Annotated in this window: 17 protein-coding genes, 8 pseudogenes and 1 other annotated feature; of the genes and pseudogenes, 7 read left to right on the top strand and 18 right to left on the bottom strand. The window is 56.7% G+C overall.

Annotated elements, in window-relative coordinates; genetic code table 11:
• The first annotated feature begins 50 nt into the window (after positions 1–50).
• Complete coding sequence (satP, locus tag WLO32_RS03030; RefSeq protein ID WP_435947143.1) at positions 51–617, top strand: acetate uptake transporter; 567 nt, start codon at positions 51–53, stop codon at positions 615–617.
• A 48-nt stretch (positions 618–665) separates the two neighbouring features.
• On the opposite strand, the gene WLO32_RS03025 is transcribed toward satP, so the two are convergent.
• The 3 genes from WLO32_RS03025 to tal form a co-directional block, all read right to left on the bottom strand.
• Positions 666–1,991: an MFS transporter gene (locus tag WLO32_RS03025; RefSeq protein ID WP_435947142.1), complete on the bottom strand. Its 1,326-nt coding sequence runs from the start codon at positions 1,989–1,991 to the stop codon at positions 666–668.
• Between the two features lie 125 nt (positions 1,992–2,116).
• Complete coding sequence (mog, locus tag WLO32_RS03020) at positions 2,117–2,704, bottom strand: molybdopterin adenylyltransferase (protein ID WP_435947141.1); 588 nt, start codon at positions 2,702–2,704, stop codon at positions 2,117–2,119.
• A 112-nt stretch (positions 2,705–2,816) separates the two neighbouring features.
• Positions 2,817–3,770, bottom strand: coding sequence for a transaldolase (tal, locus tag WLO32_RS03015; RefSeq protein WP_435947140.1), 954 nt, complete (start codon positions 3,768–3,770; stop codon positions 2,817–2,819).
• Positions 3,771–3,986: 216 nt separating this feature from the next.
• On the opposite strand from tal, the gene WLO32_RS03010 reads away from it, so the two are divergent.
• Positions 3,987–5,432 carry an alanine/glycine:cation symporter family protein gene (locus WLO32_RS03010; protein WP_435947139.1) on the top strand — a complete coding sequence of 482 codons (1,446 nt, stop codon included), beginning with the start codon at positions 3,987–3,989 and terminating at the stop codon, positions 5,430–5,432.
• Positions 5,433–5,500: 68 nt separating this feature from the next.
• Positions 5,501–6,275, top strand: a pseudogene (gene yaaA / locus WLO32_RS03005) (peroxide stress protein YaaA).
• A 36-nt stretch (positions 6,276–6,311) separates the two neighbouring features.
• Here the strand turns inward: yaaA and WLO32_RS03000 are convergent.
• From WLO32_RS03000 to yjjY, 7 genes and pseudogenes are all read right to left on the bottom strand, one after another.
• Positions 6,312–6,587: a DUF2502 domain-containing protein gene (locus WLO32_RS03000; RefSeq protein WP_435947138.1), complete on the bottom strand. Its 276-nt coding sequence runs from the start codon at positions 6,585–6,587 to the stop codon at positions 6,312–6,314.
• A 215-nt stretch (positions 6,588–6,802) separates the two neighbouring features.
• On the bottom strand, positions 6,803–8,089 hold the full coding sequence (gene thrC / locus WLO32_RS02995) for a threonine synthase (RefSeq protein ID WP_435947137.1): 1,287 nt from the start codon (positions 8,087–8,089) through the stop codon (positions 6,803–6,805).
• 3 nt (positions 8,090–8,092) lie between these two features.
• Positions 8,093–9,022 (bottom strand): homoserine kinase, encoded by a 930-nt coding sequence (gene thrB / locus WLO32_RS02990; RefSeq protein WP_435947136.1) that lies wholly within the window; start codon positions 9,020–9,022, stop codon positions 8,093–8,095.
• 1 nt (position 9,023) lies between these two features.
• Positions 9,024–11,487: pseudogene (gene thrA / locus WLO32_RS02985) on the bottom strand (bifunctional aspartate kinase/homoserine dehydrogenase I).
• 26 nt (positions 11,488–11,513) lie between these two features.
• Positions 11,514–11,630: a sequence feature (Thr leader region), on the bottom strand.
• Positions 11,569–11,619: a thr operon leader peptide gene (locus tag WLO32_RS02980; RefSeq protein WP_435948234.1), complete on the bottom strand. Its 51-nt coding sequence runs from the start codon at positions 11,617–11,619 to the stop codon at positions 11,569–11,571. It overlaps the preceding feature by 51 nt.
• A gap of 164 nt (positions 11,631–11,794) precedes the next feature.
• Entirely contained in the window at positions 11,795–12,523 is a 729-nt protein-coding gene (locus tag WLO32_RS02975; RefSeq protein ID WP_435947135.1) for a tRNA/rRNA methyltransferase, read from the bottom strand.
• Between the two features lie 384 nt (positions 12,524–12,907).
• Positions 12,908–13,049 (bottom strand): annotated as a pseudogene (gene yjjY, locus WLO32_RS02970) (protein YjjY).
• A gap of 95 nt (positions 13,050–13,144) precedes the next feature.
• On the opposite strand from yjjY, the pseudogene arcA reads away from it, so the two are divergent.
• Positions 13,145–13,862 (top strand): annotated as a pseudogene (gene arcA / locus WLO32_RS02965) (two-component system response regulator ArcA).
• 286 nt (positions 13,863–14,148) lie between these two features.
• Here the strand turns inward: arcA and WLO32_RS02960 are convergent.
• Together WLO32_RS02960 and creA are read right to left on the bottom strand one after the other, a co-directional pair.
• A pseudogene (locus WLO32_RS02960) lies at positions 14,149–14,286 on the bottom strand (two-component system response regulator CreB); the annotation flags it as partial.
• 13 nt (positions 14,287–14,299) lie between these two features.
• Positions 14,300–14,771 (bottom strand): annotated as a pseudogene (gene creA / locus WLO32_RS02955) (protein CreA).
• Between the two features lie 207 nt (positions 14,772–14,978).
• Between creA and robA the strand changes: the two are divergent.
• Positions 14,979–15,848, top strand: coding sequence for an MDR efflux pump AcrAB transcriptional activator RobA (gene robA / locus WLO32_RS02950; protein WP_435947134.1), 870 nt, complete (start codon positions 14,979–14,981; stop codon positions 15,846–15,848).
• Here robA and gpmB read toward each other — a convergent pair.
• Positions 15,845–16,492 carry a 2,3-diphosphoglycerate-dependent phosphoglycerate mutase GpmB gene (gene gpmB / locus WLO32_RS02945; RefSeq protein WP_121267023.1) on the bottom strand — a complete coding sequence of 216 codons (648 nt, stop codon included), beginning with the start codon at positions 16,490–16,492 and terminating at the stop codon, positions 15,845–15,847. The two genes, robA and gpmB, sit on opposite strands and share 4 nt — an antisense overlap.
• Before the next feature lie 52 nt (positions 16,493–16,544).
• Here gpmB and yjjX point away from each other — a divergent pair, with 52 nt between their 5' ends.
• Positions 16,545–17,060 carry an inosine/xanthosine triphosphatase gene (yjjX, locus tag WLO32_RS02940; RefSeq protein ID WP_435948233.1) on the top strand — a complete coding sequence of 172 codons (516 nt, stop codon included), beginning with the start codon at positions 16,545–16,547 and terminating at the stop codon, positions 17,058–17,060.
• Here the strand turns inward: yjjX and trpR are convergent.
• Together trpR and sltY are read right to left on the bottom strand one after the other, a co-directional pair.
• Positions 17,057–17,386, bottom strand: coding sequence for a trp operon repressor (gene trpR / locus WLO32_RS02935; protein ID WP_435947133.1), 330 nt, complete (start codon positions 17,384–17,386; stop codon positions 17,057–17,059). The genes yjjX and trpR overlap by 4 nt on opposite strands.
• Positions 17,387–17,441: 55 nt before the next feature.
• Positions 17,442–19,376, bottom strand: a complete 1,935-nt coding sequence (sltY, locus tag WLO32_RS02930; protein WP_435947132.1) for a murein transglycosylase — start codon at positions 19,374–19,376, stop codon at positions 17,442–17,444.
• Between the two features lie 228 nt (positions 19,377–19,604).
• Between sltY and ettA the strand changes: the two genes are divergently transcribed.
• Complete coding sequence (gene ettA, locus WLO32_RS02925; protein WP_435947131.1) at positions 19,605–21,272, top strand: energy-dependent translational throttle protein EttA; 1,668 nt, start codon at positions 19,605–19,607, stop codon at positions 21,270–21,272.
• A gap of 45 nt (positions 21,273–21,317) precedes the next feature.
• On the opposite strand, the gene nadR is transcribed toward ettA, so the two are convergent.
• The 3 genes and pseudogenes from nadR to serB all read right to left on the bottom strand — a co-directional run bounded on the left by nadR (position 21,318) and on the right by serB (position 24,960).
• Positions 21,318–22,550: a multifunctional transcriptional regulator/nicotinamide-nucleotide adenylyltransferase/ribosylnicotinamide kinase NadR gene (nadR, locus tag WLO32_RS02920; protein ID WP_435947130.1), complete on the bottom strand. Its 1,233-nt coding sequence runs from the start codon at positions 22,548–22,550 to the stop codon at positions 21,318–21,320.
• Positions 22,551–22,586: 36 nt separating this feature from the next.
• Positions 22,587–23,970, bottom strand: a pseudogene (gene radA, locus WLO32_RS02915) (DNA repair protein RadA).
• Between the two features lie 11 nt (positions 23,971–23,981).
• A pseudogene (gene serB / locus WLO32_RS02910) lies at positions 23,982–24,960 on the bottom strand (phosphoserine phosphatase).
• Positions 24,961–25,034 lie beyond the last annotated feature (74 nt).

Here is a 25,034-nt window from a genome sequence, read left to right as displayed (position 1 = left end):
TGCGCGGCCTTAATACACACTACATTTCAGCTGAATTTTTTAGAGGAACTATGGGCAACACTAAGTTGGCTAACCCCGCTCCGCTGGGCTTAATGGGCTTCGGCATGACCACCATTTTGCTCAACCTGCACAACACCGGTATTTTCCCGATGGATGTCAACATCCTTGCCATGGGCATTTTTTATGGCGGTATTGCCCAGATTTTTGCGGGCCTGCTGGAATTTAAAAAAGGGAACACCTTCGGCTTAACCGCCTTCACCTCTTATGGCTCTTTCTGGCTGACCCTGGTCGCCATTCTGATTATGCCTAAGATGGGCCTGGCCGATGCCGCGAACGCACACTTCCTTGGCGCATATCTTGGCCTGTGGGGCGTATTCACCCTGTTTATGTTCTTCGGCACGCTGCGTTCCGCGCGCATGCTGCAGTTCGTGTTTGCCAGCCTTACCGTATTGTTTGCCCTGCTGGCCGTCGGCCACCTGGTCGACAACGAAGGCATCGTTCGCGTGGCGGGCTGGATTGGTCTGGTCTGCGGCGCAAGCGCCATCTATCTGGCGATGGGCGAAGTGCTGAACGAGCAGTTTGGCCGCACCGTGCTGCCGATTGGCGAAAAGCATTAATTACTGCCGCAGTCGATAAGTAAAAAGCGGAGCCGGGCTCCGCTTTTTTTATGAGTGCTGCAGCGGTCTTTCCACTACCGCATCTTCATGATTCAGATCCTGGCGCAGCCAGATCCCCAGCGCTAATCCCACCAGCGCCAGCGCCAGCACGTACCAGGCGGGCGCCATCGGGGATACGCCCATCAGCATGGTGACCAGCACTGGCGTAAGGCCGCCGAAAATGGCGTACGACACGTTATAAGAGAAAGAAATGCCGGTAAACCGCACCTCCGCCGGGAACGCCCGCACCATAACAAACGGCACCGCGCCGACAACCCCAACGCTCAGCCCTGCAAGGCCGTAGAGCACAAACAAATGCTGAGGATAGACTGGGGTCAGGTGATAGAACATCCAGCTGCAGACCGCCAGCAGCAGGCTGCCGATGATAAAGGTTTTGCTCGCGCCGATACGGTCGATAACCAGGCCCGCGGCAATACAGCCAAAGCACAGCATCACGGTGGCGATGCTGTTAGCCTGCAGCGTCAGCGCAGGCGCTATGCCGACCTGTTTTTGCAGCCAGGTGGGGGCCATTAAAATCACCACTACGATACCCGCGGAAAGCAGCCAGGTGAGCAGCATGGAAATCACCACCGCCTTCTTATGGTTAACCACGACGGACTTGAGCGGCAGCTCTTCGGCCAGCGCTTTGCGTTTTTGCATCTCGATAAAGATGGGGGTTTCCTGCAGCCAGCGGCGTAAGTACATCGCCACCAGCCCGAAGATGCCGCCCAGGAAGAAAGGAATACGCCAGCCGCCGTCGTGGATGGCTTCCTGCGTCATGGAGGTATTGATGAGGGTTGCCACGACGGAGCCGAGCAAAATCCCTACGGTTAAGCCGGCCGTAAGCGTTCCGCAGGCAATGCCGATACGTTTATAAGGAACGTGCTCGGCGACGAACACCCAGGCGCCGGGCACTTCGCCGCCGATGGCCGCGCCCTGAAGGACGCGCATCAGCAGCAGTAACAGCGGCGCCGCAATGCCAAGCGTGGCGTAGGTCGGCAGCAGGCCAATCGCCAGCGTCGGCAGGGCCATCAGCAGAATACTCAGCGTGAACATTTTTTTGCGCCCGACGAGATCGCCGAAGTGCGCCATCACGATGCCGCCCAGCGGACGGGCCAGATAGCCGGCGGCAAAAATGCCGAAGGTCTGCACCTGGCGCAGCCATTCCGGAATATCCGCAGGGAAGAAGAGCGCCCCGACTACCGTTGCGAAAAAGACAAAAATAATAAAGTCGTAGAATTCGAGCGCGCCGCCGAGGGCCGCGAGGGTCAGAGTTTTGTAATCCTGACGGTTCAGAGGTCTTGCTGGTGGTGTCGTTGCTTTTTGTATGGACATAAGAAACCGCGCGTAAAGAGGAGTGTGATAATTATTTTCCGCCTTGCTGTAAAGCAAACATTACTATAACGGTTAAAAATCGACACTCCAGAGGCGCTGCATCTTATATCAGAAAGGGGCTAACTTTAGGATTTTGTTTCGCGGATAGCGCTCTTAGGACGAAAAGCTGCTACTACCCTCGGGTCAGTTTCAATATAAGGCCCGTCCAGCAGCTGTACACAATAAGGTACACTTGCAAAGATGCCGGGCACGATCGCTTTACCGTTTTCATCCTTCACCCCTTCCAGGGTTTCCTGAATGGATTTCGGCTGGCCTGGCAGGTTGAGGATCAGCGCCTGTTTGCGAATCACCCCCACCTGGCGCGACAAAATAGCCGTCGGCACATAGTGCAGGCTTATCTGGCGCATCTGCTCGCCGAAGCCGGGCATTACGCGGTCGGCAATCGCAAGCGTTGCATCCGGGGTAACGTCGCGGCGAGCCGGACCGGTTCCGCCGGTCGTCAGCACGAGATGGCAGCCCATTTCATCCACCAGCCCGCAAAGCGTTTGTTCGATTATCGATTGCTCGTCTGGGATCAGGCAGGTTTCAATGTGAAAAGGCGTGGTGAGCGTACGTTGCAGCCAGGCTTCGAGGGCCGGAATGCCTTTATCCTGGTAGACGCCGCTGGAGGCGCGATCAGAGATGGAAACTAAACCGATGCGTAAGGTATTCATATCACTCCCGGGGAAATCAGCAAACCTGGGCGGAATGATACACGGCGAAGAGGGTTGCAGACAGGGGATACCCCTAAAAAGCGTGACCGGGAGCCCCGGCCCACGTCGAGGATTACAGCAGTTCGCCGATCATTTTTTCCAGTTTTTCCTGGTCGATAGCAAACTTGCGGATGCCGTCGGCCAGTTTATCAACGGCCATCGGATCCTGGTTGTGCTGCCACAGGAACTGGGATTCGGTAATGCGTTCAGGACGCGCTTTCACATCGCCGCTGTAAGCCAGTTTACGCTCAACCGCGCCTTCGCTTTCCGCCAGCTCTTTAAGCAGCGCCGGAGCGATGGTCAAACGGTCGCAGCCAGCCAGCTCAAGGATTTCGCCTGCGTTACGGAAGCTTGCGCCCATCACCACGGTCTCGTAGCCGTGCTGTTTGTAGTACTGGTAGATTTCAGCCACGGACACCACGCCCGGATCTTCAGAGGCCGCGTACTCTTTCTTATCGGTGTTAGCTTTGTACCAGTCGAGGATACGGCCAACAAACGGAGAAATCAGGAACACGCCCGCTTCGGCGCAGGCGCGAGCCTGGGCAAAGGAGAACAGCAGCGTCAGGTTGCAGTTGATGCCTTCTTTTTCCAGCTGCTCGGCTGCGCGGATGCCCTGCCAGGTTGAAGCCAGTTTGATCAGGATGCGGTCGTTGCCGATGCCCGCGTCGTTGTAGAGTTTGATCAGGCGTTTAGCTTTCGCGATGCTGGCTTCGGTGTCATAGGACAGACGAGCGTCAACTTCTGTAGAAATACGACCTGGGATCAGTTTCAGGATTTCCAGACCAATGTTTACCGCCAGCTTATCGGTGGCGTCTACTACCTGCTGTTCCCGGTTGCTGCTCTGCTCGCGCGCCCAGTTCACCGCATCGTCAATCAGTTTGCGGTATTCAGGGATTTGCGCTGCGTTCAGAATCAGGGAAGGGTTAGTGGTAGCATCCTGCGGCTGGTACAGCTTCATTGCCGCAATATCTCCGGTGTCAGCAACCACTGTGGTCAGCTGACGCAGGGAGGTCAATTTATCCGTCATGATAGTGTTTCTCGTCAGGTGTAGCTTGTTAGGGAGATGTAACCGGTCTTGCCTGATGATATCACGACGCAAGTCAGGTGCAACCGTAGCAACACGCAGCCTGGAAGCCGGCGCATTTATGATAAACTGCCGAAAATATTTGCCTGCTATGTCTTGGGCGGCGTGTGATAAACGCCCCCCGACGAGGCTCATCCTACATTGACAAGAAGGACGTTAATGAACGATTTTCTTCAATTTATCAACGATGTACTATGGGGATCCGTGCTGATCTACCTGCTCATCGGCGCAGGCCTGTGGTTTACTTTTCGCTGTGGTTTTGTTCAGTTCCGCTATTTCACCCAGTTTCGCTCCCTTATCAGCCCCTCCCCTTTCCACGACGGCGCGGGGATTTCCTCTTTTCAGGCGCTTTGTACGAGCCTTGCCGCGCGCGTGGGCAGCGGCAATATCGCAGGCGTGGCGCTGGCTCTGACGATAGGCGGTCCGGGCGCGATTTTCTGGATGTGGGTGGTCGCCCTCATCGGCATGGCGACGTCATTTGCCGAATGCTGCCTGGCGCAGCTCTACAAGCGCCGTGACGACGAGGGCAACTATCGCGGCGGCCCGGCCTGGTACATGGCCAGCGGGCTGGGAATGCGCTGGATGGGCGTTATGTTCTCCGTCTTTTTAATGCTCGCCTTCGGGCTAATTTTCAACGCCGTACAGGCCAACTCCATCGCCAATGCGGTGAACCACGCCTTCGCCATACCGAAAACCTGGGTGGGCATTCTGCTGGTGGTGCTAACCGCCGTGGTTATCTGGGGCGGGATGCGCGGCGCGGCGCGCCTTGCGCAATATCTGGTGCCCTTTATGGCGCTGGTTTGGGTGATGATGAGCCTGTACGTCGTCACGCTGCACGCCGCTCGTATTCCTGACGTCGTCATGCTGGTGTTTAAAAGCGCTTTCGGCTGGCATGAAGCGGCTTCCGGAGCGCTGGCGTTCACCCTGGGCCAGGCGATTACGACGGGTTTTCAGCGCAGCATGTTTTCTAACGAGGCGGGAATGGGGTCAACCCCCAACGCCGCCGCCGCCGCGTCCGCATGGCCCCCGCATCCTGCTTCGCAGGGGCTGGTGCAGATGTTCGGCGTGTTTATCGATACCATGATTATCTGTACCGCCACGGCGGCTATCGTGCTGTTCTCGGGCATGCTTGATAACCCAACGGCCAGCGCTGACGGCATAACGCTTGTGCAAACGGCCCTAAGCAGCATGGTTGGAAACTGGGCCTCGGGATTTATCGCCTTTATCGTCTTCCTGTTCGCCTTTACCTCCATCGTGGCGAATTACGCCTATGCCGAGAACAACCTGCTGTTTTTGCAGCCTAAAAGTTTGTTCACGCCGGTGCTGTTCCGCTGTCTGGCGTTAGTGATGGTGATGTCCGGCGCCCTCTCTCCCCTGCCGCTGGTGTGGCAGCTCGCCGATGTGGCCATGGCGTGCATGGCGATAATCAACCTCAGCGCCATTCTTTTGCTTTCACCGGTGGTGCGCGAGATAACCGCAGACTATCTACGCCAGCAGAAGCTTGGCGTAACGCCGGTCTTTGATCCCGCCCGCTTCCCGGAAATCCAAAACCAGCTGGCTCCGGGCGTGTGGGACTCGACAAAGGTCAGCAAAACCGGGCGCTAATCGCAACCATTGGCGGATACTTGCAGGAAATTTGTTAAAGTAGGCGGCATAATTTGCCAGGAGCGAACATGCTGATTGTTATTTCCCCCGCTAAAACGCTTGATTATCAAAGCGAACTGCCGACACAACGCTATACCCAACCGGAGCTGCTGGAATATTCGCAGCAGCTGATTGGTCTTGCCCGTAAGCTCAGCGCGCCGCAGATCGCCTCGCTGATGAGCATCAGCGACAAGCTGGCCCTCGCTCAACGAAACGCGCTTCCACGAATGGCACCCGGATTTCACTGCGCAAAACGCGCGCCAGGCTATTCTGGCTTTTAAAGGCGACGTGTATACCGGTCTGGAAGCTGAAAAATTTAGCGAGGCGGATTTTGATTTTGCGCAACGGCATCTGCGTATGCTGTCGGGCTTGTATGGCGTGCTGCGCCCGCTGGATCTGATGCAGCCGTACCGCCTGGAGATGGGCATTCGTCTGGAGAACCCGCAAGGCAGGGATCTTTATCATTTCTGGGGCGACGTCATTACCGAAAAACTGAACCAGACGCTGGCGGATCAGGGAGATAACATCCTGATAAACCTGGCTTCAGACGAATACTTTAAGGCGGTAAAACCGAAGAAGCTGCAGGCTGAGATTATCAAGCCCGTGTTCCTTGATGAGAAAAACGGCAGGTTTAAGGTTATCAGCTTCTACGCCAAGAAGGCGCGTGGGCTGATGAGTCGTTACATCATCGAAAACCGGCTCACCAAGCCTGAACAGCTCTGCGCGTTTAACAGCGATGGCTACTCCTTTGACGAAGCGGCATCGGGCAAAAACGAGCTGGTGTTTAAGCGTCACGAACAGTAAAAACGAAGCGGCGGGAGAGCCCTCCCGCCGCTGAAATCAACGGTGGTTCCAGTGGTTATCATGGCGATCGCGATCGCGGTGGTTGTCATGATGGTCATCGTGCCTGTGCGGCTGCCAGCGGTTGCTGCGCCACTCATAATGGTTGCCCCACCAGCCGCGGTCGCGCCAGTGGCCGCCGTCCCAGTAATTGCCGTTATTGTCCCGATCGCCAATTTGCAGCTTCACTGCCGGAACCAGGGTTATTTCTGCCGCCTGTACGGCCAGAGGAGTCACCACCAGAAACGATAACGCCAGAACGATAGATTTCAACATAAGTCACTCCTTACTGCTTCATAGCCCGATATGGGTCGTTAGGGAGAGCTTATGCCGATTGACGCCCGGTTGTTATCCTGCGCAATCCTAATATCTAAGTGCCCGCATTTTATGGGAATTCCTACTTTTTTCCTCCCCATTCTCTGCTTATTTTCTCCATAATCAGCCATAAAAAAACCACCCCGCAGGGTGGTTTGTTAACCATCGGCAGGCCGTCAGGCTTTAGCCATCATCAGTTCGCGCAGCGCGGCAAAATCTGCCGGCAGATGATGAGACAGCAGCGGCAAATCAGCGCGCGACGCCAGCTCTTCGGGCAGCGGCAGCTTCTCACCCAGAATCTCTTCCACGCTCTCTTTGAACTTCGCCGGATGCGCCGTTCCGAGGAACAGACCGTATTCGCCCGGCTGCAGCTGGTCGCGCAGCGCGCGCCAGGCGATAGCGGCATGGGGCTCGGAAATATACCCTTTCGCCCGCAGCTCAAGCATCGCCTGCTTCGTCTCTTCGTCGCTCAGCGCGGCATAGCCCAGCTCGGTCAGGCGCCAGATTTTGCGGCGGAACAGCTCTTCCACGCGCGGCCAGTTGTTTGGCTGGCTGACGTCCATCGCGTTCGAAAGCGTGGCGACCGTCGTGTTCGGCGTCCATTTCCCGTCGGCAAGGAAGCGCGGAACCGTGTCGTTGGCGTTGGTGGCTGCAATAAAGCGTTTGACCGGCAGGCCGAGTGATTTTGCCAGCAGGCCAGCCGTCAGATCGCCGAAGTTGCCGCTCGGCACGGAAATCACCAGCTGATTGCGGGCTTCCTGCGGCAGCTGCGCTACGGCCTCGAAGTAGTAGCAAATTTGCGCCAGCAGGCGGCTGATATTGATGGAGTTGGCGGAGTTTAATCCCAGCGCCGTTTTCAGCTCTTCGTCATCGAACGCCTGTTTCACCAGCGCCTGGCAGGCATCGAAATCGCCGTCAATAGCGACGGTTTCAATGTTGCCGCCAAGCGTGCAGAACAGCTTTTCCTGCAGCGGGCTGATTTTACCGCGCGGATAAAGGATCACGACACGCACGTTTTTCAGGCCGTAGAAGGCATGAGCGACTGCCGCACCGGTATCGCCGGAGGTAGCCGTTAAAATAGTGACCGGCTTATCGCCGCTGATATGCGTCAGCATCTGCGCCATAAAACGGCCGCCGAAATCTTTAAAGGCCAGCGTTGGGCCGTGGAACAGTTCGAGGCAGCCAATATCCGCCTCGACGCTTTTAACCGGCGCCGGGAAAGCAAAAGCCGCGCTGACGCGCTCTTTAAGCTGCTCCTGCGGAATTTCATCGCCGATAAAAGCAGAAAGGATTTTGCTGCTGCGCGAAACGAAATCCATCTTCAGCATTTCGTCGATTTCGGTCAGCCCGAACTCCGGCAGGTCGTGCGGGAAAAACAGCCCCTGCTGTTTGCCAAGGCCCTGCGTAACCGCCTGGGCAAAGTTGACCTGCTCGTTATGATCTTTAAGGTTATAGAGTTTCATTCGTTATCCCAGCACTCGTGCGCCAGCCGTATCCAGACGGCAAATATGTACAAAACCTTCCTGATTCTGCAAATAATGTTGGCTGAGCCAGTCAGCCACGCGTTGTGCGGTATCGGTGTTATCGCACAGCGCAAATAAGGTCGGGCCCGAGCCCGAAATGCCGCTCGCCAGCGCGCCAATGTCCGCCACCGCCTGACGCGCTTCATTAAAGCGAGGCAGCAGTTTGGCGCGATAAGGCTCGGCGATGACATCACGCATCAGCTTCGCCGCAAGCCCCGGCTGACGGGTATGGCAGGCGTGGATAAAGCCTGCGAGATGCCGGCCGTGGCTGATGCAGTCCTGGCGGCGATACTGCGCCGGGAGAATGGCGCGGGCTTCGGCGGTAGAGACTTTAATCCCCGGATACGCCAGCACCCACAGCCACTCGTCGAAGCCCGGCACCGGCTGGCTGATAATGCCATTTTCCTCGATCATCAGCTGCATGCCGCCAAGGAAGCACGGCGCGACGTTATCATAGTGAACGCTGCCCGAAATTCGCCCTTCCAGCTCGCCCATCAGGCTAAGCAGGCGGTTATCGCTAAGCGGCCGGCCGCAATATTCATTCATCGCCATTAACCCGGCGACCACCGAGCAGGCGCTCGAACCGAGGCCCGAGCCTATCGGCATACTTTTTTCCAGCGTCATCGCTACGGGAACTTTTTTGCCGATCTCCTGGCAGAAGCGCTCCCAGCACTGATAAACGATGTTCTCACGCGGTTCGGCCGGCAGTTTACCGGCAAAGCGCCCGATATTATTCAGCGTGAAGGCGTCCGCCGCCTCAACGGTGACGTAATCTCCCAGCAGCGAGCCATCTATCGGCGAAACCGCCGCCCCCAGCACATCAAACCCGACGCTCATGTTGGCACTGCTTGCCGGGGCGTATACTTTAACCATCTTAAACTCCTAACTTCCATGACAGGGTGCGCAACAGGTCCGCAAAGACGCCGGCAGCAGTGACATCGTTGCCCGCACCGTAGCCGCGCAGCACAAGAGGCAGCGGCTGGTAATAATGGCTGTAGAAGGCCAGCGCGTTTTCGCCGTTTTTCACTTTATACAGTGGATCGTTACCGTCCACGGCGTCAATTTTAACTTTGCAGCTGCCGTCTTCTTCGATGGCGCCCACAAAACGCAGCACTTTGCCTTCATCGCGCGCCTTCGCCACGCGAGCGGCGAAATCATCGTCCAGCTGCGGCAGGCGCGCCATAAAGGATTCGACGTCGCCGGTGGAATCGAAGTATGCGGGCAGAACCGGTTCGATAACGATGTCGGAAAGCTCAAGGTTGCTGCCCGTTTCACGGGCCAGAATCAGCAGCTTGCGCGCGACGTCCATACCGGAAAGATCGTCGCGCGGATCCGGTTCGGTATAGCCCATTTCACGTGCTACCCGCGTCGCTTCCGACAGGCTCATGCCTTCATCAAGCTTGCCGAAGATAAAGGACAGCGAGCCGGAAAGGATGCCGGAGAAACGGCGTAGCTCATCTCCGGCATTCAGCAGGTTTTGCAGGTTTTCGATAACCGGCAGACCCGCGCCGACGTTGGTATCGTAGAGGAATTTACGACGCGACTTCGCCGCGGCGTTACGCATCTGGTGGTAGTAATTCATGGTGGAAGTGTTCGCCTTTTTATTTGGCGTCACCACGTGGAAGCCTTCGCCGAGGAAATCGGCATACTGATCCGCCACCGCCTGGCTTGAAGTACAGTCGACGATGACCGGGTTTAGCAGATGATATTCTTTTGCCAGGCGAATCAGGCGGCCCAGGTTAAACGGCTCTTTCGCCTCGGCCAGCTCCGCCTGCCAGTTTTCCAGATCCAGGCCGTGTACGTTGGTCAGCAGAGCCTTTGAATTTGCCACCCCGCAGACGCGCAGATCGATATGTTTCTTTTTCAGCCACGCCTGCTGGCGCTTTACCTGCTCAAGCAGCGCGGCGCCCACGCCGCCCACGCCAATCAGGAACAGTTCGATAACCTGGTCGGTGTTGAACAGCATCTGGTGGGTGACGCGCACGCCGGTAACCGCATCGTCGTTGCTGACGACCACGGAGATTGAACGTTCGGAAGATCCCTGCGCGATTGCCACGATATTAATGTTCGCCCGGGCAAGCGCCGCAAAGAATTTTGCGGAAATGCCGCGTAGCGTACGCATGCCGTCGCCGACCACGGAGATGATCGCCAGGTGCTCCATAATCGCCAGCGGCTCAAGCAGGCCTTCTTTCAGCTCCAGATAAAACTCCTCTTCCATAGCGCGACGGGCGCGGGCGCAGTCACCCTGCGGCACGCAGAAGCTGATGCTGTATTCAGAAGAAGATTGCGTAATCAGCACCACGGAAATGCCGGCGCCGGACATCGCCGCGAAAACGCGGGCCGCCATGCCGACCATGCCTTTCATGCCCGGCCCCGAAACGTTGAACATCGCCATATTATTCAGGTTGGTGATGCCCTTAACCGGCAGTTCGTCCTCATCGCTTTCAGCCCCGATCAGGGTGCCCGGCGCCTGCGGGTTGCCGGTATTTTTGATAAGGCATGGGATCTGGAACTGGGCGATGGGGGTAATGGTGCGGGGATGAAGGACTTTGGCGCCGAAGTAGGACAGCTCCATGGCTTCCTGATACGACATCGATTTCAGTAGCCTGGCGTCGGGAACCTGTCTTGGGTCGCAGGTATAAACGCCGTCGACGTCGGTCCAGATTTCACAGCAGTCGGCGCGCAGGCAGGGCCGCCAGCACGGCAGCGGAATAATCGGAGCCGTTGCGGCCTAAGACCACAAGCTCCCCTTTTTCATTGCCGGCGGTAAAGCCCGCCATTAATACCATGTGGTCAGCCGGGATGCGGCTTGCGGCGATGCGGCGGGTGGATTCAGTAATATCAACGGTGGATTCGAGGTAATGGCCAATAGCGAGTAGTTTTTCGACCGGATCGATAACGGTAACCTTATGCCCGCGGGCTTCAAGGAGCGCGGCCATGATGGCGATAGAGAGCTTTTCGCCGCGGCAAATGATCGCCGCATTAATACTGTCCGGGCACTGCCCCAGCAGGCTGATGCCGTGCAGCACGTGTTTGAGCTGGGCGAACTCCTGTTCGACAAAGGCCTTAAGCCTGGCAAGCGGGAAGCCGGGCTGCGCTTCGGCAAGCCCGTTGAGCAGCTCGCTAAAAATACGCTCCGCGTCGCTGATGTTCGGCAGCGCATCCTGTCCACCGATGGTTTTTTCAATCATCGCCACCAGGTGATTAGTAATTTTTGCCGGGGCAGACAGCACGGTGGCCACCTGCCCCTGTTTGGCATTACTTTCCAGGATATCGGCAACGCGCAGGAACCGCTCCGCATTTGCCACTGACGTACCGCCGAATTTCAACACTCGCATTGGATATTACCCCTTGATTTTTAGTCGAAAAAAAAGCCCGCACTGTTCAGGTGCGGGCTTTTTTCGTTTTTCCTTTATGCGTCAGCCCGCACCGTTACCTGTGGTAATGGTGGTTGTAATAATTGTGGTCATTGGGCTGGTGCGAATCATGGATGTTGTGTGCTCTTAATCTGATTTACCTATATTGGTTAAAGTATCCGCCCTGCTAAGTCAATTTAATTTTGTTTTTAGCAAAGCGGACTTCCTGCAACCGTCACGCTGAAAAACGCAGCGAAAATGGCATAAACGCGCTGTTTAAACCGGGAGGCTACTTCCCGCTTTCACTGCCATCTATCGAATCCGCAGAATTATCAGCTGGCAGATTTATTTCGATATCGTGCAGCAAACGGTGCAGCATCGCGGTGTCTCGCTGCGTCAGCAGTCCTAAACGCTGCTGTAGCCAGTCGGCCATTTTCTGATCGTCCGCGACGTCAAGACGGCCGGTCAGCGCCGTTATGCGCAGGCGTAAGGCGCTTAATTGTTGAACATCCGCCCGCTGACTTTTTACCTGCGGCAGCTGCATCAGGGAAGAAAGCTGGTAGCAGTAGACCATCACCGCCTGGCCTAAATTCAGCGAGGGGTAATCCGCCGCCATAGGTACGCCGGTCAGCACGTCGGCCAGCTCCAGCTCTTCATTGGTCAGGCCGGAATCCTCGCGTCCAAAAACCAGCGCAGCGGTTCCCACCCATTCACGCTTCTCTTCCAGCAGCGGTATTAGCTCCTGCGGCGTCGCGTAGTAATGAAACCTGGCCCGGCTGCGGGCGGTAGTCGCAACGGTAAAATTTACGTCGTGCAGCGCAGCGGCGAGCGTCGGGAAATGCTGTGCGTTATCAAGGATATCTCCGGAGCCGTGCGCCACCCAGCGCGCTTCTGGTTTCAGGTGGGCGTCGCTTGCAACAATACGCAGCTCCGTAAAGCCCATAGTCTTCATGGCACGGGCGGCGGCGCCGACGTTTTCGGCTCTGGCAGGTGAAACCAGGATAATGGGTAAGCGCATCAAAACTCTCTTAAAAATCGTCAAATCCGGAAAAAACCGGCGGTAAAATGATAATGCGCGTCACAAATTTACTTTAATGCAACATTCGCCTGCGCAATATAAGTTATATAAACATAAATGAGATGCATAATTTTTCAGGCGCAAAAGCGTGAAAAACACGATATCTGGCTGTTAATTATAGATAAACAGCGCTGATTGTCATAAGTAAATCCAATCGGTTGGTTTTATGACGACTTACGCTTAATGGCGTTGATTATTAAAAAATTGTGACGCAGGCTAGCAATAGGCTACGATGATTTCATCAAACTGTTAACGTGCTACAATTGGAATTGATATATGTCAACGAAGCGTAGTTTTATCAGATGTCTGAAGCGGTCCTGCCTGTTATGTTGCTGTTAAAATGGTTAGGATAGCAGCCGTTTTTGACACCGTCGGGTCCAGAGGGAAAAGCGCCCACGACCAAGCTAATGATGTTGTTGACGTTGATGGAAAGTGCATCAAGAACGCAATTACGTACTTTAGTCACGTTTAGCCCGACATGTTAATTTATGGCATGTACCAGGCAGGTCAGGGACTTTTGTACTTCCTGTTTCGATTTAGTTGGCAATTTAGGTAGCGAACATGCAGACCCCGCACATTCTTATCGTCGAAGACGAGTTAGTAACACGCAACACGTTAAAAAGCATTTTTGAAGCTGAAGGCTACGATGTCTTTGAAGCGACAGATGGCGCAGAGATGCATCAAATCCTTTCAGATAATGACATCAACCTGGTCATTATGGATATCAACCTGCCGGGCAAAAACGGCCTGTTGCTGGCGCGTGAACTGCGCGAGCAAGCCAACGTGGCACTGATGTTCCTGACTGGCCCGCGATAACGAAGTTGATAAGATTCTCGGTCTTGAAATCGGCGCGGATGATTACATCACTAAACCTTTCAACCCGCGTGAACTGACTATTCGTGCCCGCAACCTGCTGTCCCGCACCATGAATCTGGGCGCGATCAGCGAAGAACGCCGTTCGGTTGAAAGCTACAAGTTCAACGGCTGGGAGCTGGATATCAACAGCCGTTCTCTGGTTAGCCCGAATGGCGAACAGTACAAGCTGCCGCGCAGTGAATTCCGCGCCATGCTGCACTTCTGTGAAAATCCAGGCAAGATTCAGTCACGCGCCGAGCTGCTGAAGAAAATGACCGGGCGTGAGCTCAAACCGCACGATCGTACCGTTGACGTCACCATCCGCCGTATTCGTAAACATTTCGAATCCACGCCGGATACTCCTGAAATCATCGCCACCATTCACGGCGAAGGTTACCGTTTCTGCGGCGATCTGCAGGAATAGTTCAGGCGGCCGGCGGCCAGTATTGCAAAAGGGCGGATTATCCGCCCTTTTCTTTTGTCCGGGTTAACGATCTACTTCCACAGCCGGAACCGCTGCGGATCCTGTTGAGCGCCCTTTTCGCGCGTCCCCTTTTTACCCATCCCATACCAGTCGAGATGACGGGTCAGCAGCCAGGCGGCGTTAAAGCCGAGATGCTCCGCAACCGCCAGCAACAGAAAATTTGCGCGGCCATCTCGTTTAATTCGAACCGGCCAATCTGCTGGACGTCGCCCGCCTGAAGCAGCCGTTGCTTCTGCAGGCGGCGCAGCACCGGCAATCCGCGCTCGAAACCCCGCACCCTGAACCCTTCCTGCTGCAGCGTATAGATAAGCGTATCGGCGATGCTGGCTTCATCTTCGACTAGCCAGAGGGTGGTCTCGCCCATCTTTTGCTTCCCGTTAATGCCACGGCATAATCGGCACGGCGCTCAGCGCATTCTTCGGTGAGCCCTCGACCACTTTGTCGGAGTAGGGCCAGGTACGCCAGGGCATTACGTTTCGCATCGTAAAAACGCACCACCTGCAGCTTTTTAAAGACCAGCGAGGTGCGCTTCTGGAACACCACTTCTCCCTGCGACTTGCCGGTTTTAATTTTCTCGCTGAGCTCAACCGGCCCAACCTGCTGGCAGGAAATGGCCGCATCCGCCGTATCTTCGGCCAGCCCCAGCCCGCCCTTGATGCCGCCCGTTTTGGCCCGGCTAATGTAGCAGGTGACGTTTTTAACATCCGGATCGTCAAAGGCCTCGACGACGATTTTATGATCCGGCCCAAACACCTTAAACACCGTATCCACCGAACCGATTTGTTCCGCAAAAACGCTCTGGGAGAGCATCGCTACCGCAGCCGCTGCGGCTAAAACTTTGTATTTCATATTGTTACCATTAATAAAGATTACCCCGGTTGACTATTCAGCCTTTGGGGAAAAAGTCGTTTAATATCACGTTATTAATAAAATCATACGTGGGACACGCTGATTTTGGCACAGGTTGCTAAAAAAAACTCTCCATGCCAGAAGAACAAAAAGTGCTATTATCCGGCCATAATTTCGGCATTCGCTGTGTCAGGATGAGGATATTTTATGGATCAGGCTGCGATCATTCGCGATCTGCTTACCTGGCTGGAAAGCCATCTGGATCAGCCACTTGCGCTGGATAACGTTGCGGCAAAAGCAGGCTATTCCAAGTGGCATCTACAAAGGATGTTTAAAGACGTAACGGGGCAGGCAATCGGCGCCTATATTCGTGCCCGTCGCTTATCTAAATCCGCCGTCGCGCTGCGTCTTACCGCTCGTCCTATTCTTGATATTGCCCTTCAGTATCGCTTTGATTCGCAACAGACGTTTACCCGCGCCTTTAAAAAACAGTTCGCCCAGACGCCGGCGTTATATCGCCGATCGCCGGACTGGAGCGCTTTTGGCATGTGTCCGCCGCTGCGTTCAGGAGAATTTACGCCGCCGCAGGCGCACTTTATTACCCTGCCGGAAACGCACCTGGTCGGCGTCACCCAAAGCTACAGCTGCACGCTTGAACAGATCTCCGATTTCCGCAACGAGATGCGGATTCAGTTCTGGACCCAGTTCCTTGGCAATGCGCCTACGCTTCCTCGCGTGCTGTACGGCCTGCACGAGCCGCGTCCGAGCATCGAGAAAGACGACGAGCAGGAGGTGTTCTACACCACGGCGCTGACGCCGGAGATGGCCAACGGCTTCCTGCCGGATTCGCATCCGGTTACGCTTGAAGGCGGCGATTACGTCCAGTTTAACTATGAAGGGCCGGGCACGGGGCTGCAGGACTTTATTCTGACCGTCTATGGCACCTGCATGCCGTCGCTCAACCTGACCCGCCGTAAAGGCCAGGACATCGAGCGCTTCTTCCCGCAGGAAGAAGCCCGGGTGGAAGGCAGGCCGCGGCAAATCCGCTGTGAATATCTAATTCCGGTACGACGTTAACGCTGCAGTTCGTCTAACGCAGGGGCATCTAAATGCGAGATGTCGCCTGCCGTTTCCACCACCCAGCCTGGCGCAAGCCACGGGCTTTCCTGATGATCGACGCGCGAAATAGAACAGTTTCGCAAACGCAAACGGCGTTCTGCCCAGGCCGGCAGGCCCAGAATCGTGCTGACCAGGCAACCCAGCGCCATGCCGTGGCTCACCAGCAGCGGACGGCTTCCCGCGGGCAGGTCGCGGCAGGCGTTAAGCGCCGCGTGCATGCGTTCGCTCATTTCCAGCATCGACTCCCCTTCGGGAATGCGGCCGTCCGGCGTGCCGTTTACCAGCAGACGACGCCAGCCCTCTTCCTCTTCGCTCAGGGTATCCAGATGGCGGCGTTCGAGCACGCCCATATCCAGTTCACGCAGGCGCGCATCAAGAGTGACATCGCACCCGCAAGCCTGCGCAATAATCTCTGCCGTACGACGCGTACGCCCTAAATCGCTGGCGATAACGTGAGTAATGCCAAGGGCCTTCACGCGTTCGGCCACCTGCCATGCCTGACGCTCCCCTTTTTCAGTCAGCGCGCTGTCTGACTGGCCCTGAATGCGGCGCTCCGCATTCCACTGCGTTTCACCATGGCGAACAAGGTATACCTGTAACATGCGTTTTATCCGTTATACTGCTGCAACAAAAATCTTCAGAGTTTCAGTGATTATGTACCATGTCGTCTGCGCCACAACTAATCCTGCCAAAATTCAGGCTATTCTGCAGGCATTTGACGAAATCTATGGCGAGGGATCCTGCCATATTGAGTCCGTGGCCGTCGAGAGCGGCGTGCCGGAACAGCCCTTCGGAAACAGTGAAACGCGAACTGGCGCACGATGCCGCGTGATAAACGCGCGCCGGCTTCGGCCCGCGGCGGATTTTTGGGTGGCGATAGAAGCCGGCATTGATGAGGGCAGCACGTTCAGCTGGGTGGTTATCGAAAACCGCGGTACGCGTGGCGAAGCGCGTTCGGCCACGCTGCCGTTGCCGGAAGTGATTCTGGAGAAGGTAAAAGCGGGCGAGGCGCTGGGCCCGGTGATGTCGGCCTATACGGGCATCGACAAAATCGGCCGCAAAGAAGGCGCGATTGGCGTATTTACCGCCGGCAAGCTCACGCGCAGCAGCGTTTATCACCAGGCGGTAATATTAGCTTTGAGCCCGTTCCACAACGAGATTTACCGCTAGCCGCCCTTGCCTAGCAGCTCCTGCTCCAGCCACTGGCAAAGCTCGGGCGGAGCGGATTTCAGGCTGTTGGAACCGCGCGTAATAGTGGCAATGCCCGCGCCAAGCTCGTTTTTTAGCTCGCGCTGGCTCATTTCCCCCTTTAGCAACTCTTCAATGATTCTGACGCGGGTGCCCAAAGCGGCACGTTCATCCGGCGTAAGCAGCAGGGCTAAAAGCGGCAGATGAAGCTGCTTATCAAAAGATTTTTGCAGCAAATCCACAAAGCGAAGCCATTCCTGATTGCTTTGCTCGGCCTGCGCCGCCGAGTATTGAGAGAGCTGGGTCATGTTATGCCACCATACTATTTAACTAGTACAGCAGCATAACATAAACTCCCGCAACTCAATAACGGCGTCGCCACTCGGCGTCGGTCAATAGCGGCGCCGATTTGCCCATGAAATACTTATAGTAGGCGTCATAGGCCAGCACGTTTTTCACATAGCCGCGCGTTTCGGAGAACGGAATACTTTCCACAAAGGCGACCGCATCGATGCGCCCCGCGCTGTTGCCAAGCCAGGTTCTGACCCGTCCGGGCCCGGCGTTATACGCCGCCGATGAGAAAATACGGTTGTTCTCAAACTGCTGATACACCGACTCTAAATACGTGGTGCCGATATTGATATTCGTATCGGGATCGAGCAGCTGGCCGGGGCTTGAGTAGCCCGCGATGCCAAATTTTTGCGCCGTATGGGCCGCCGTCGCCGGCATCACCTGCATCAGGCCGCTCGCTCCCACAGGCGAGCGCACTTTCGGGTTCCAGGCGCTTTCCTGCCGGGCAATGGCCATCGCGTAGCTTTGCGAAATATCCTTGCCGCTGACATAGCGCGCAAAAGTCTCTTTGTAGGCCAGCGGGAAACGCTCTTCGAGGTGATCCCACAGCTTGCCCGCGATCGTCGCCTGAACGCTCAGATCCCACCAGTTTTGATCGAATGCGTAACGCGCCAGCCCTTCCTGCTCGGGTTTGCTGCGGCTGGTTATCAGATTCGCCCATTCGCTGCGGGCGGTGTTATCCATATTCCAGTACATCAGCTCGCGCACGCGCGCCATTTCAGGCCCCTGCACCAGCGCCGGGTTCACCGCCACGGCTTTATCCACGCGCAGCGGATAATCTTCGCCCAGACGCTGGGCTGCGATCATCGGGTAAAAACCGCGCTGCTGCATCAGGGAACGAAGGATCTCTTTCGCTTCGTCTTCGCGCCCGCGCTCAAGCAGCAGGTCGGCCTGCCAGTACCGCCATTCGTCTTTTTCTTTGGCGTCCATCGGCAGGCGCGCAAGCCAGGTGTTCAGCCCGGCGCGATCCCCTGCGCCCAGCGCCATGCGCACGCGGCGCTCGATAAGCGAGGTCGACTGCGAGCGCATAATCACGTCGTCGCGCCAGCTGGCCTGCTCAGAGGTGATATCGTTGCCCATCAATAGCCAGGCCACGGTCTCTTTCAGCTGCTGGGCCTGGTCTTCGTTCAGCTGCTGGGCCTGCACCAGCGACGGGATCATCAGCCGGGCGTTTTCCGCGTCCTGACGCGCAATGCGGGTAAAGGCTACCGCAGCCGCCTGGCGCGTAAAATCCGTCGCCCCGACGGTACGGGCAAAAGTGAGCACCGTATTGGGATCGTTTTGCAGGCTGATAAGCGAGCTGGCAATCGTCTGGTAATCCGCCGGCATCTGGTTTGCCAGATTCGTCACCAGCGAAGCATTGCCCTCTTTCATCGCCAGACGAATACGCTCCAGATACGCCAGCGGATCCTGCGTCCCGGATGAACGCCAGGCCGAGAACAGGCGATCGCAGCTCGCAGGCAGGTTCTTGCCGCTCAGCCACAGCTCTTTCGCCCCGCTCCAGGCGGCATCGGCCTGTCCGGTGTTCCACTTCGCGTAGTAGTAATTACATTTAGCTTCCGTCGTGCCCGGCGGCTCCGGGCTGAAGGCCAGCAGCCCGCGCCAGTCTTCGCGGCGCGCCAGTTCGTTTACAAAGCGGGATTTCAGCGCGCGCGCTGGAGGCAGCGTAGGATTGGCCTGGATAAACTGGCTGACGGCCACCGTCGGCTCGTTCATTAAATCATCGGTGAGCAGGCGATACTGCAGATAAGGATAGAGCGGGTAATCCTGCAAACCGGGCAGCATCTGCTGCACCACGTCCATTTGCCTGTTGTCCCACGCCTGTTTGATTTGTGCATAGCGGCTGCGTTGCTCATCGAGCGAATCGGCCCGAGCCACACCGGCGATTGTGGCCAGGCAAACGCCTGCGGCCAGCATACGCCACACAACCTGTCTGGATTTCCCCACAAGTTCTCCTCACATTCTCAAGGCGGCATCATGCCACCACGTTATCTTCATGCTAACCAGGGGGCGCCCGTTGCGCCACGCCCGTTGCAGATATTTTGCCAATAAACGCTTTAAGGCCGCTTTGGGTAACACAACCCGAGCGCCCTGCTGGGATTAGCTGCTGAAAACGGCTACACTTCGCCACTGATACGCTACCCTTAAATCACGAAAAAGAGGCGAAGTCGCACTGTGGCTCAATTCGTTTATACCATGCATCGTGTCGGCAAAGTCGTTCCGCCGAAACGTCATATTCTCAAAAATATCTCGCTCAGTTTCTTCCCTGGCGCCAAGATCGGCGTGCTGGGTCTGAACGGTGCCGGTAAATCCACTCTGCTGCGCATCATGGCCGGCATCGATACCGAAATTGAAGGCGAAGCCCGTCCGCAGCCCGGTCTGAAAATCGGTTATCTGCCTCAGGAACCGCAGCTCAACCTTGAGCACACGGTTCGTGAGTCCGTTGAAGAAGCCGTTTCCGAAGTGGTCAACGCCCTGAAAGGCCTGGATGAAGTGTACGCGCTGTACGCCGAACCGGATGCCGACTTCGATAAGCTCGCGGCCCAGCAAGGCAAGTTTGAAGAAATCATCCAGGCGCACGACGGCCATAACCTGAACGTGCAGCTTGAGCGCGCGGCCGACGCGCTGCGCCTGCCGGACTGGGATGCGAAAATCGCTAACCTCTCCGGTGGTGAACGCCGCCGCGTGGCGCTGTGCCGTCTGCTGCTCGAAAAACCGGATATGCTGCTGCTCGACGAACCGACCAACCACCTGGATGCGGAATCCGTGGCCTGGCTGGAACGCTTCCTGCACGACTTCGAAGGCACCGTTGTGGCGATTACCCACGACCGTTACTTCCTTGATAACGTCGCGGGCTGGATTCTGGAACTGGACCGCGGCGAAGGCATCCCGTGGGAAGGCAACTACTCCTCCTGGCTTGAGCAGAAAGACCAGCGTCTGGCGCAGGAAGCCTCTCAGGAAGCGGCCCGCCGTAAGTCCATCGAGAAAGAGCTGGAGTGGGTGCGCCAGGGCGCGAAAGGCCGTCAGTCGAAAGGCAAGGCGCGTCTGGCCCGCTTTGAAGAGCTCAACAATACCGAATACCAGAAACGTAACGAAACCAACGAACTGTTTATTCCACCGGGCGCGCGCCTGGGCGATAAGGTCGTTGAGGTTACCAACCTGCGTAAGTCCTACGGCGACCGCGTGCTGATTGACGATCTGTCCTTCTCCGTGCCGAAAGGCGCGATTGTCGGCATCATCGGCCCGAACGGCGCGGGTAAATCCACCCTGTTCCGCATGATGTCCGGTCAGGAACAGCCTGACAGCGGCACCATTGAGCTGGGCGAAACCGTGAAGCTGGCCTCCGTCGATCAGTTCCGTGACTCGATGGACAACAGCAAAACCGTGTGGGAAGAAGTCTCCGGCGGCCAGGATATCATGCGTATCGGCAACACCGAGATGCCAAGCCGCGCCTACGTCGGCCGCTTTAACTTCAAAGGCGTCGACCAGGGCAAACGCGTAGGCGAGCTGTCCGGCGGTGAGCGCGGTCGTCTGCACCTGGCGAAGCTGCTGCAGGTGGGCGGCAACATGCTGCTGCTCGATGAACCAACCAACGACCTGGATATTGAAACCCTGCGCGCGCTGGAAAACGCCCTGCTGGAGTTCCCGGGCTGCGCGATGGTTATCTCCCACGACCGTTGGTTCCTGGACCGTATCGCCACCCACATTCTGGATTACCAGGATGAGGGCAAGGTTGAATTCTTCGAAGGTAACTTTACCGAATACGAAGAGTACAAAAAACGCACCCTCGGCGCGGATGCGCTGGAGCCTAAGCGTATCAAGTACAAACGTATTGCCAGGTAAAGAAAACGGGGCGCACAGAGCGCCCCGTTTTTTTAAGCAAACAGGCTACCCCTGCTCGCCAATCATATCCTTTACCAGCTCAACGCAGCGCAGGAAGCGGGAGTCATAATCTGACTCTTCAACGTGCACGTAGCTGATATTGTTCTCTTCAAGCATCGAGACCAAAAGATTCTGGAAGGACTTTCTGTCCGCGTCGCTGCCAAGGCTTCTGAGCCCGTCGGCTACCCACGGCGTGTTGTTTTCCAGCAGGATAACCAGGTCGAAGCGGTATTCATCGATAAGCGCCTGCACGAACGGATGCTCCCGCCCTTCGTACTTTTTGCAAAAGGCCTGGGTGGTAACGAAGTCGGTATCGATAAAGGCCACTTTATTGGCGTACTTCACCGCAAAATCCACGTACTGGGCGTGACCGATGGCAATCTTGTCGTAGTCGGAATACTGCAGCGCCATCTCATCGCCGCCGAGGTGCGAAAACACATAATCCCGCCCGTACTCCCAGGCGCTGGTGGTGTTGAAGATGTTGGCGAGCTTGTTCACCATCCACGACTTGCCGCTCGACTCCCCGCCCAGAATCGCCACGGTTCTGACGAAGAACGGTTTCACCTCGGTCGGGATGTACTCCCAGTAGCGGAACGGGTTTTCGCGAATCTGCCCGCCGCTGATATTCATAAAGGTCCGTTTCGGATCGATAAGCACCGTTTCGATGCCGAGCTGCTCGGTAAACCGCGGCGCGTCGCTCTCTTCCGAGGTGTAGATGCGGTCGGCGTTGATGCCTTTGCTTTCCATAAAGGCTTTAATACCGCGGCTCCAGACGTCCCAGCCGTGCGGGTACGGCTCCATCCCCTCTTCGTTAAACGAATGAATACGGATGTTTTTTTGATATTTGAAGGTCTGCAGCAGCCAGCGCAAACGGTCGCCGGTGGTGGGCTGTTGCGACATGGCGCTGTCTTCAAACAGCAGCCGGTCGCGGGTTTCGTCATAGCCCATGATGATATGCAGCTCATCGACCTGGCTTGCGGCGCGCTGGATTAAATAGATATGGCCGGTATGCAGCGGGTAAAACTTCCCGAACACCACGCCTACTTTTTTCTCGCGCCTTGGGAATTCAAGGCCGAGAAAACGGTGCAGCGCTTCGAGCTTCTGGGCGCTCGGGCTTTTAATTTTGGCGTTCAGTAACTGGCTAAGATAGCCCTTGGTCATGCCGCAGGCTTCTGCGACCTGCTGCAGCGTCACGCTCTGCTGGCGAATAGCGGTCTTCAGGTACTCGAAAGACGACATGCTGCCTGCCTCTTGCAAAAATGGGCGAATAATCAATTATAAGTCGTCAAAGACCGTCAGCGCATCCGAGAGTTTTTTCACGCCGAAGACCTGCATCCCTTCCGGCAGCTTTTTCGGCACGTTAGCCTGCGGAACAATCGCACGCTTAAAGCCGTGTTTCGCCGCCTCGGAGATACGTTCCTGGCCGCTTGGCACCGGGCGAATTTCGCCCGCGAGCCCCACTTCGCCAAAGACCACTAAATCCTGCGGCAGCGCCCTGTTCCGCAGGCTGGAAACCATCGCCAGCAGCAGCGCCAGGTCGGCGCTGGTTTCGGTGACCTTCACGCCGCCCACGACGTTGACGAAGACGTCCTGATCCGCCATTTGCAGCCCGCCGTGGCGGTGCAGCACCGCCAGCAGAATCGCAAGGCGGTTCTGCTCGAGACCAACGGCCACGCGGCGCGGGTTGGACATCATCGACTGATCCACCAGCGCCTGAATTTCTACCAGCAGCGGGCGCGTGCCTTCCCAGACCACCATCACCGAGCTTCCCGGCGTGATTTCATCGCCGCGGCTTAAAAAGATAGCGGAAGGGTTGCTGACTTCGCGCAGGCCCTTGTTCCGTCATGGCGAACACGCCCAGCTCGTTAACCGCGCCAAAGCGGTTTTTATGGCTGCGCAGGGTGCGAAAGCGCGAATCGGCGTCGCCATCGAGCATCACCGAACAGTCAATGCAGTGCTCGAGCACTTTGGGCCCGGCAAGGGAGCCGTCTTTGGTGACGTGGCCGACCATAATAATGGCCACGCCGCGCGTCTTGGCAAAGCGCGTAAGGTATGCGGCAGATTCACGCACCTGCGCCACGCTGCCCGGCGAAGACTGCACGTCCGCCATGTGCATCACCTGGATGGAGTCGATAACCATCAGCTTCGGCGCTTCCTCTTCGGCAATCATGCAGATTTGCTCGATGCCGGTTTCCGAAAGCATATTCAGGTTGGCGGTGGGCAGCCCTAAGCGGTGGGCGCGCATGGCGACCTGCTGTAAAGACTCTTCGCCGGTGACGTACAGGGTTTTCATCTGCTCGCTGAGTTTGCACAACGTTTGCAGCAGCAAAGTTGATTTACCGGCGCCCGGGTTGCCGCCAATCAGAATGGCGCTGCCCGGCACGACGCCGCCGCCCAGCACGCGGTCGAACTCTTTAAAGCCGGTTGAGAAACGCGGCAGCTCTTCGAGGCTGATGTCAGAGAGCTTTTGAACCCGGCTTGCTCCGGCGCTGCCCGCATAGCCGGACAAGCGTTCGTTGCGCGCGACGGTTGGCGAGGCGGCGATGCGCACTTCCGTGATGGTATTCCATGCATGGCAGGCGCTGCACTGCCCCTGCCAGCGCGGATAATCCGCACCACATTCATTACAGACAAATGCGCGTTTTGGAGCTTTCGCCACCTTAATACCTCTTAACGTTCTTCCTGGATAAGACTGCCGGACAGAATACAGAATACGCCCATCAGGTCGGCATGGCGGATAGTGATTTCTGTTTTTTCGTTTACTTTCGGCTTGGCATGGTAAGCAATGCCCAGCCCGGCGGCCTGAATCATGGGTAAATCATTAGCCCCGTCGCCAATGGCAACGGTCTGCTCGACGGGAATGTCATATTTGATTGCCAGCTGCTTTAGCGTCTCGGCCTTAAACTGCGCATCGACTATCTGGCCGATAACCTCGCCGGTCAGCTTGCCGTCGCGAATTTCCAGCTCGTTTGCCACCACGGCGGTAAGATGCAGCCTGTCGCGCAGGTGTTCCGCAAAGAAGGTGAAGCCGCCGGAGGCGATGGCGACTTTCCAGCCGAGAGACTCAAGCTTTAGCACCAGCGACGTCAGGCCCGGCATCAGCGGAAGATCGTTAAGCACCTGGCGCAAAATCGATGCGTCCGCCCCTTTCAGGGTGCCCACGCGTTGTTTCAGGCTGGCGGTAAAATCCAGCTCGCCACGCATGGCGCGTTCGGTCACCTCCGCCACCAGCTCGCCCGTCCCGGCGAGTTTAGCAATCTCATCAATGCATTCGATTTGAATCGCGGTGGAGTCCATATCCATCACCAGCAGGCCCGGCGTGCGCAGGTGGGGGATTTTGCCCAGCGGGGCGACGTCCAGACCGGCCTCGTGAGCAAGCTTCGTCGCTCTTGGGGTTAACGAACCCGCGAGGCGGATAACCTGATAATCTTCCACGCACCAGGCGGTCACGATCACCATCGCGGCGCCCAGCTTGCGCTGGTAGCGGTTAAGGCACGCCTTATCGAGATTCCGGCCATACAGGAGCCAGCCGCTGCGGGCCCGCGCGATAATCCAGCGGCATGACTTCATCACCGCTTAACGATAATGGCAATCCAGGCCAGAGGGCAACATCGTTGGGCAAGTCGCACCAGGTCAAACTATTTGGCATTACAGCTCCTGAAAAAAGATAAAGGCCGGTACAAAACAACGCATGAGGCTACCCTGTCCACGCCGCTTCTGGCA

Source organism: Dryocola mayonis (genome assembly GCF_051307045.1).
GTDB lineage: Bacteria > Pseudomonadota > Gammaproteobacteria > Enterobacterales > Enterobacteriaceae > Dryocola.
This window is presented reverse-complemented; position numbering and strand designations above follow the sequence as displayed.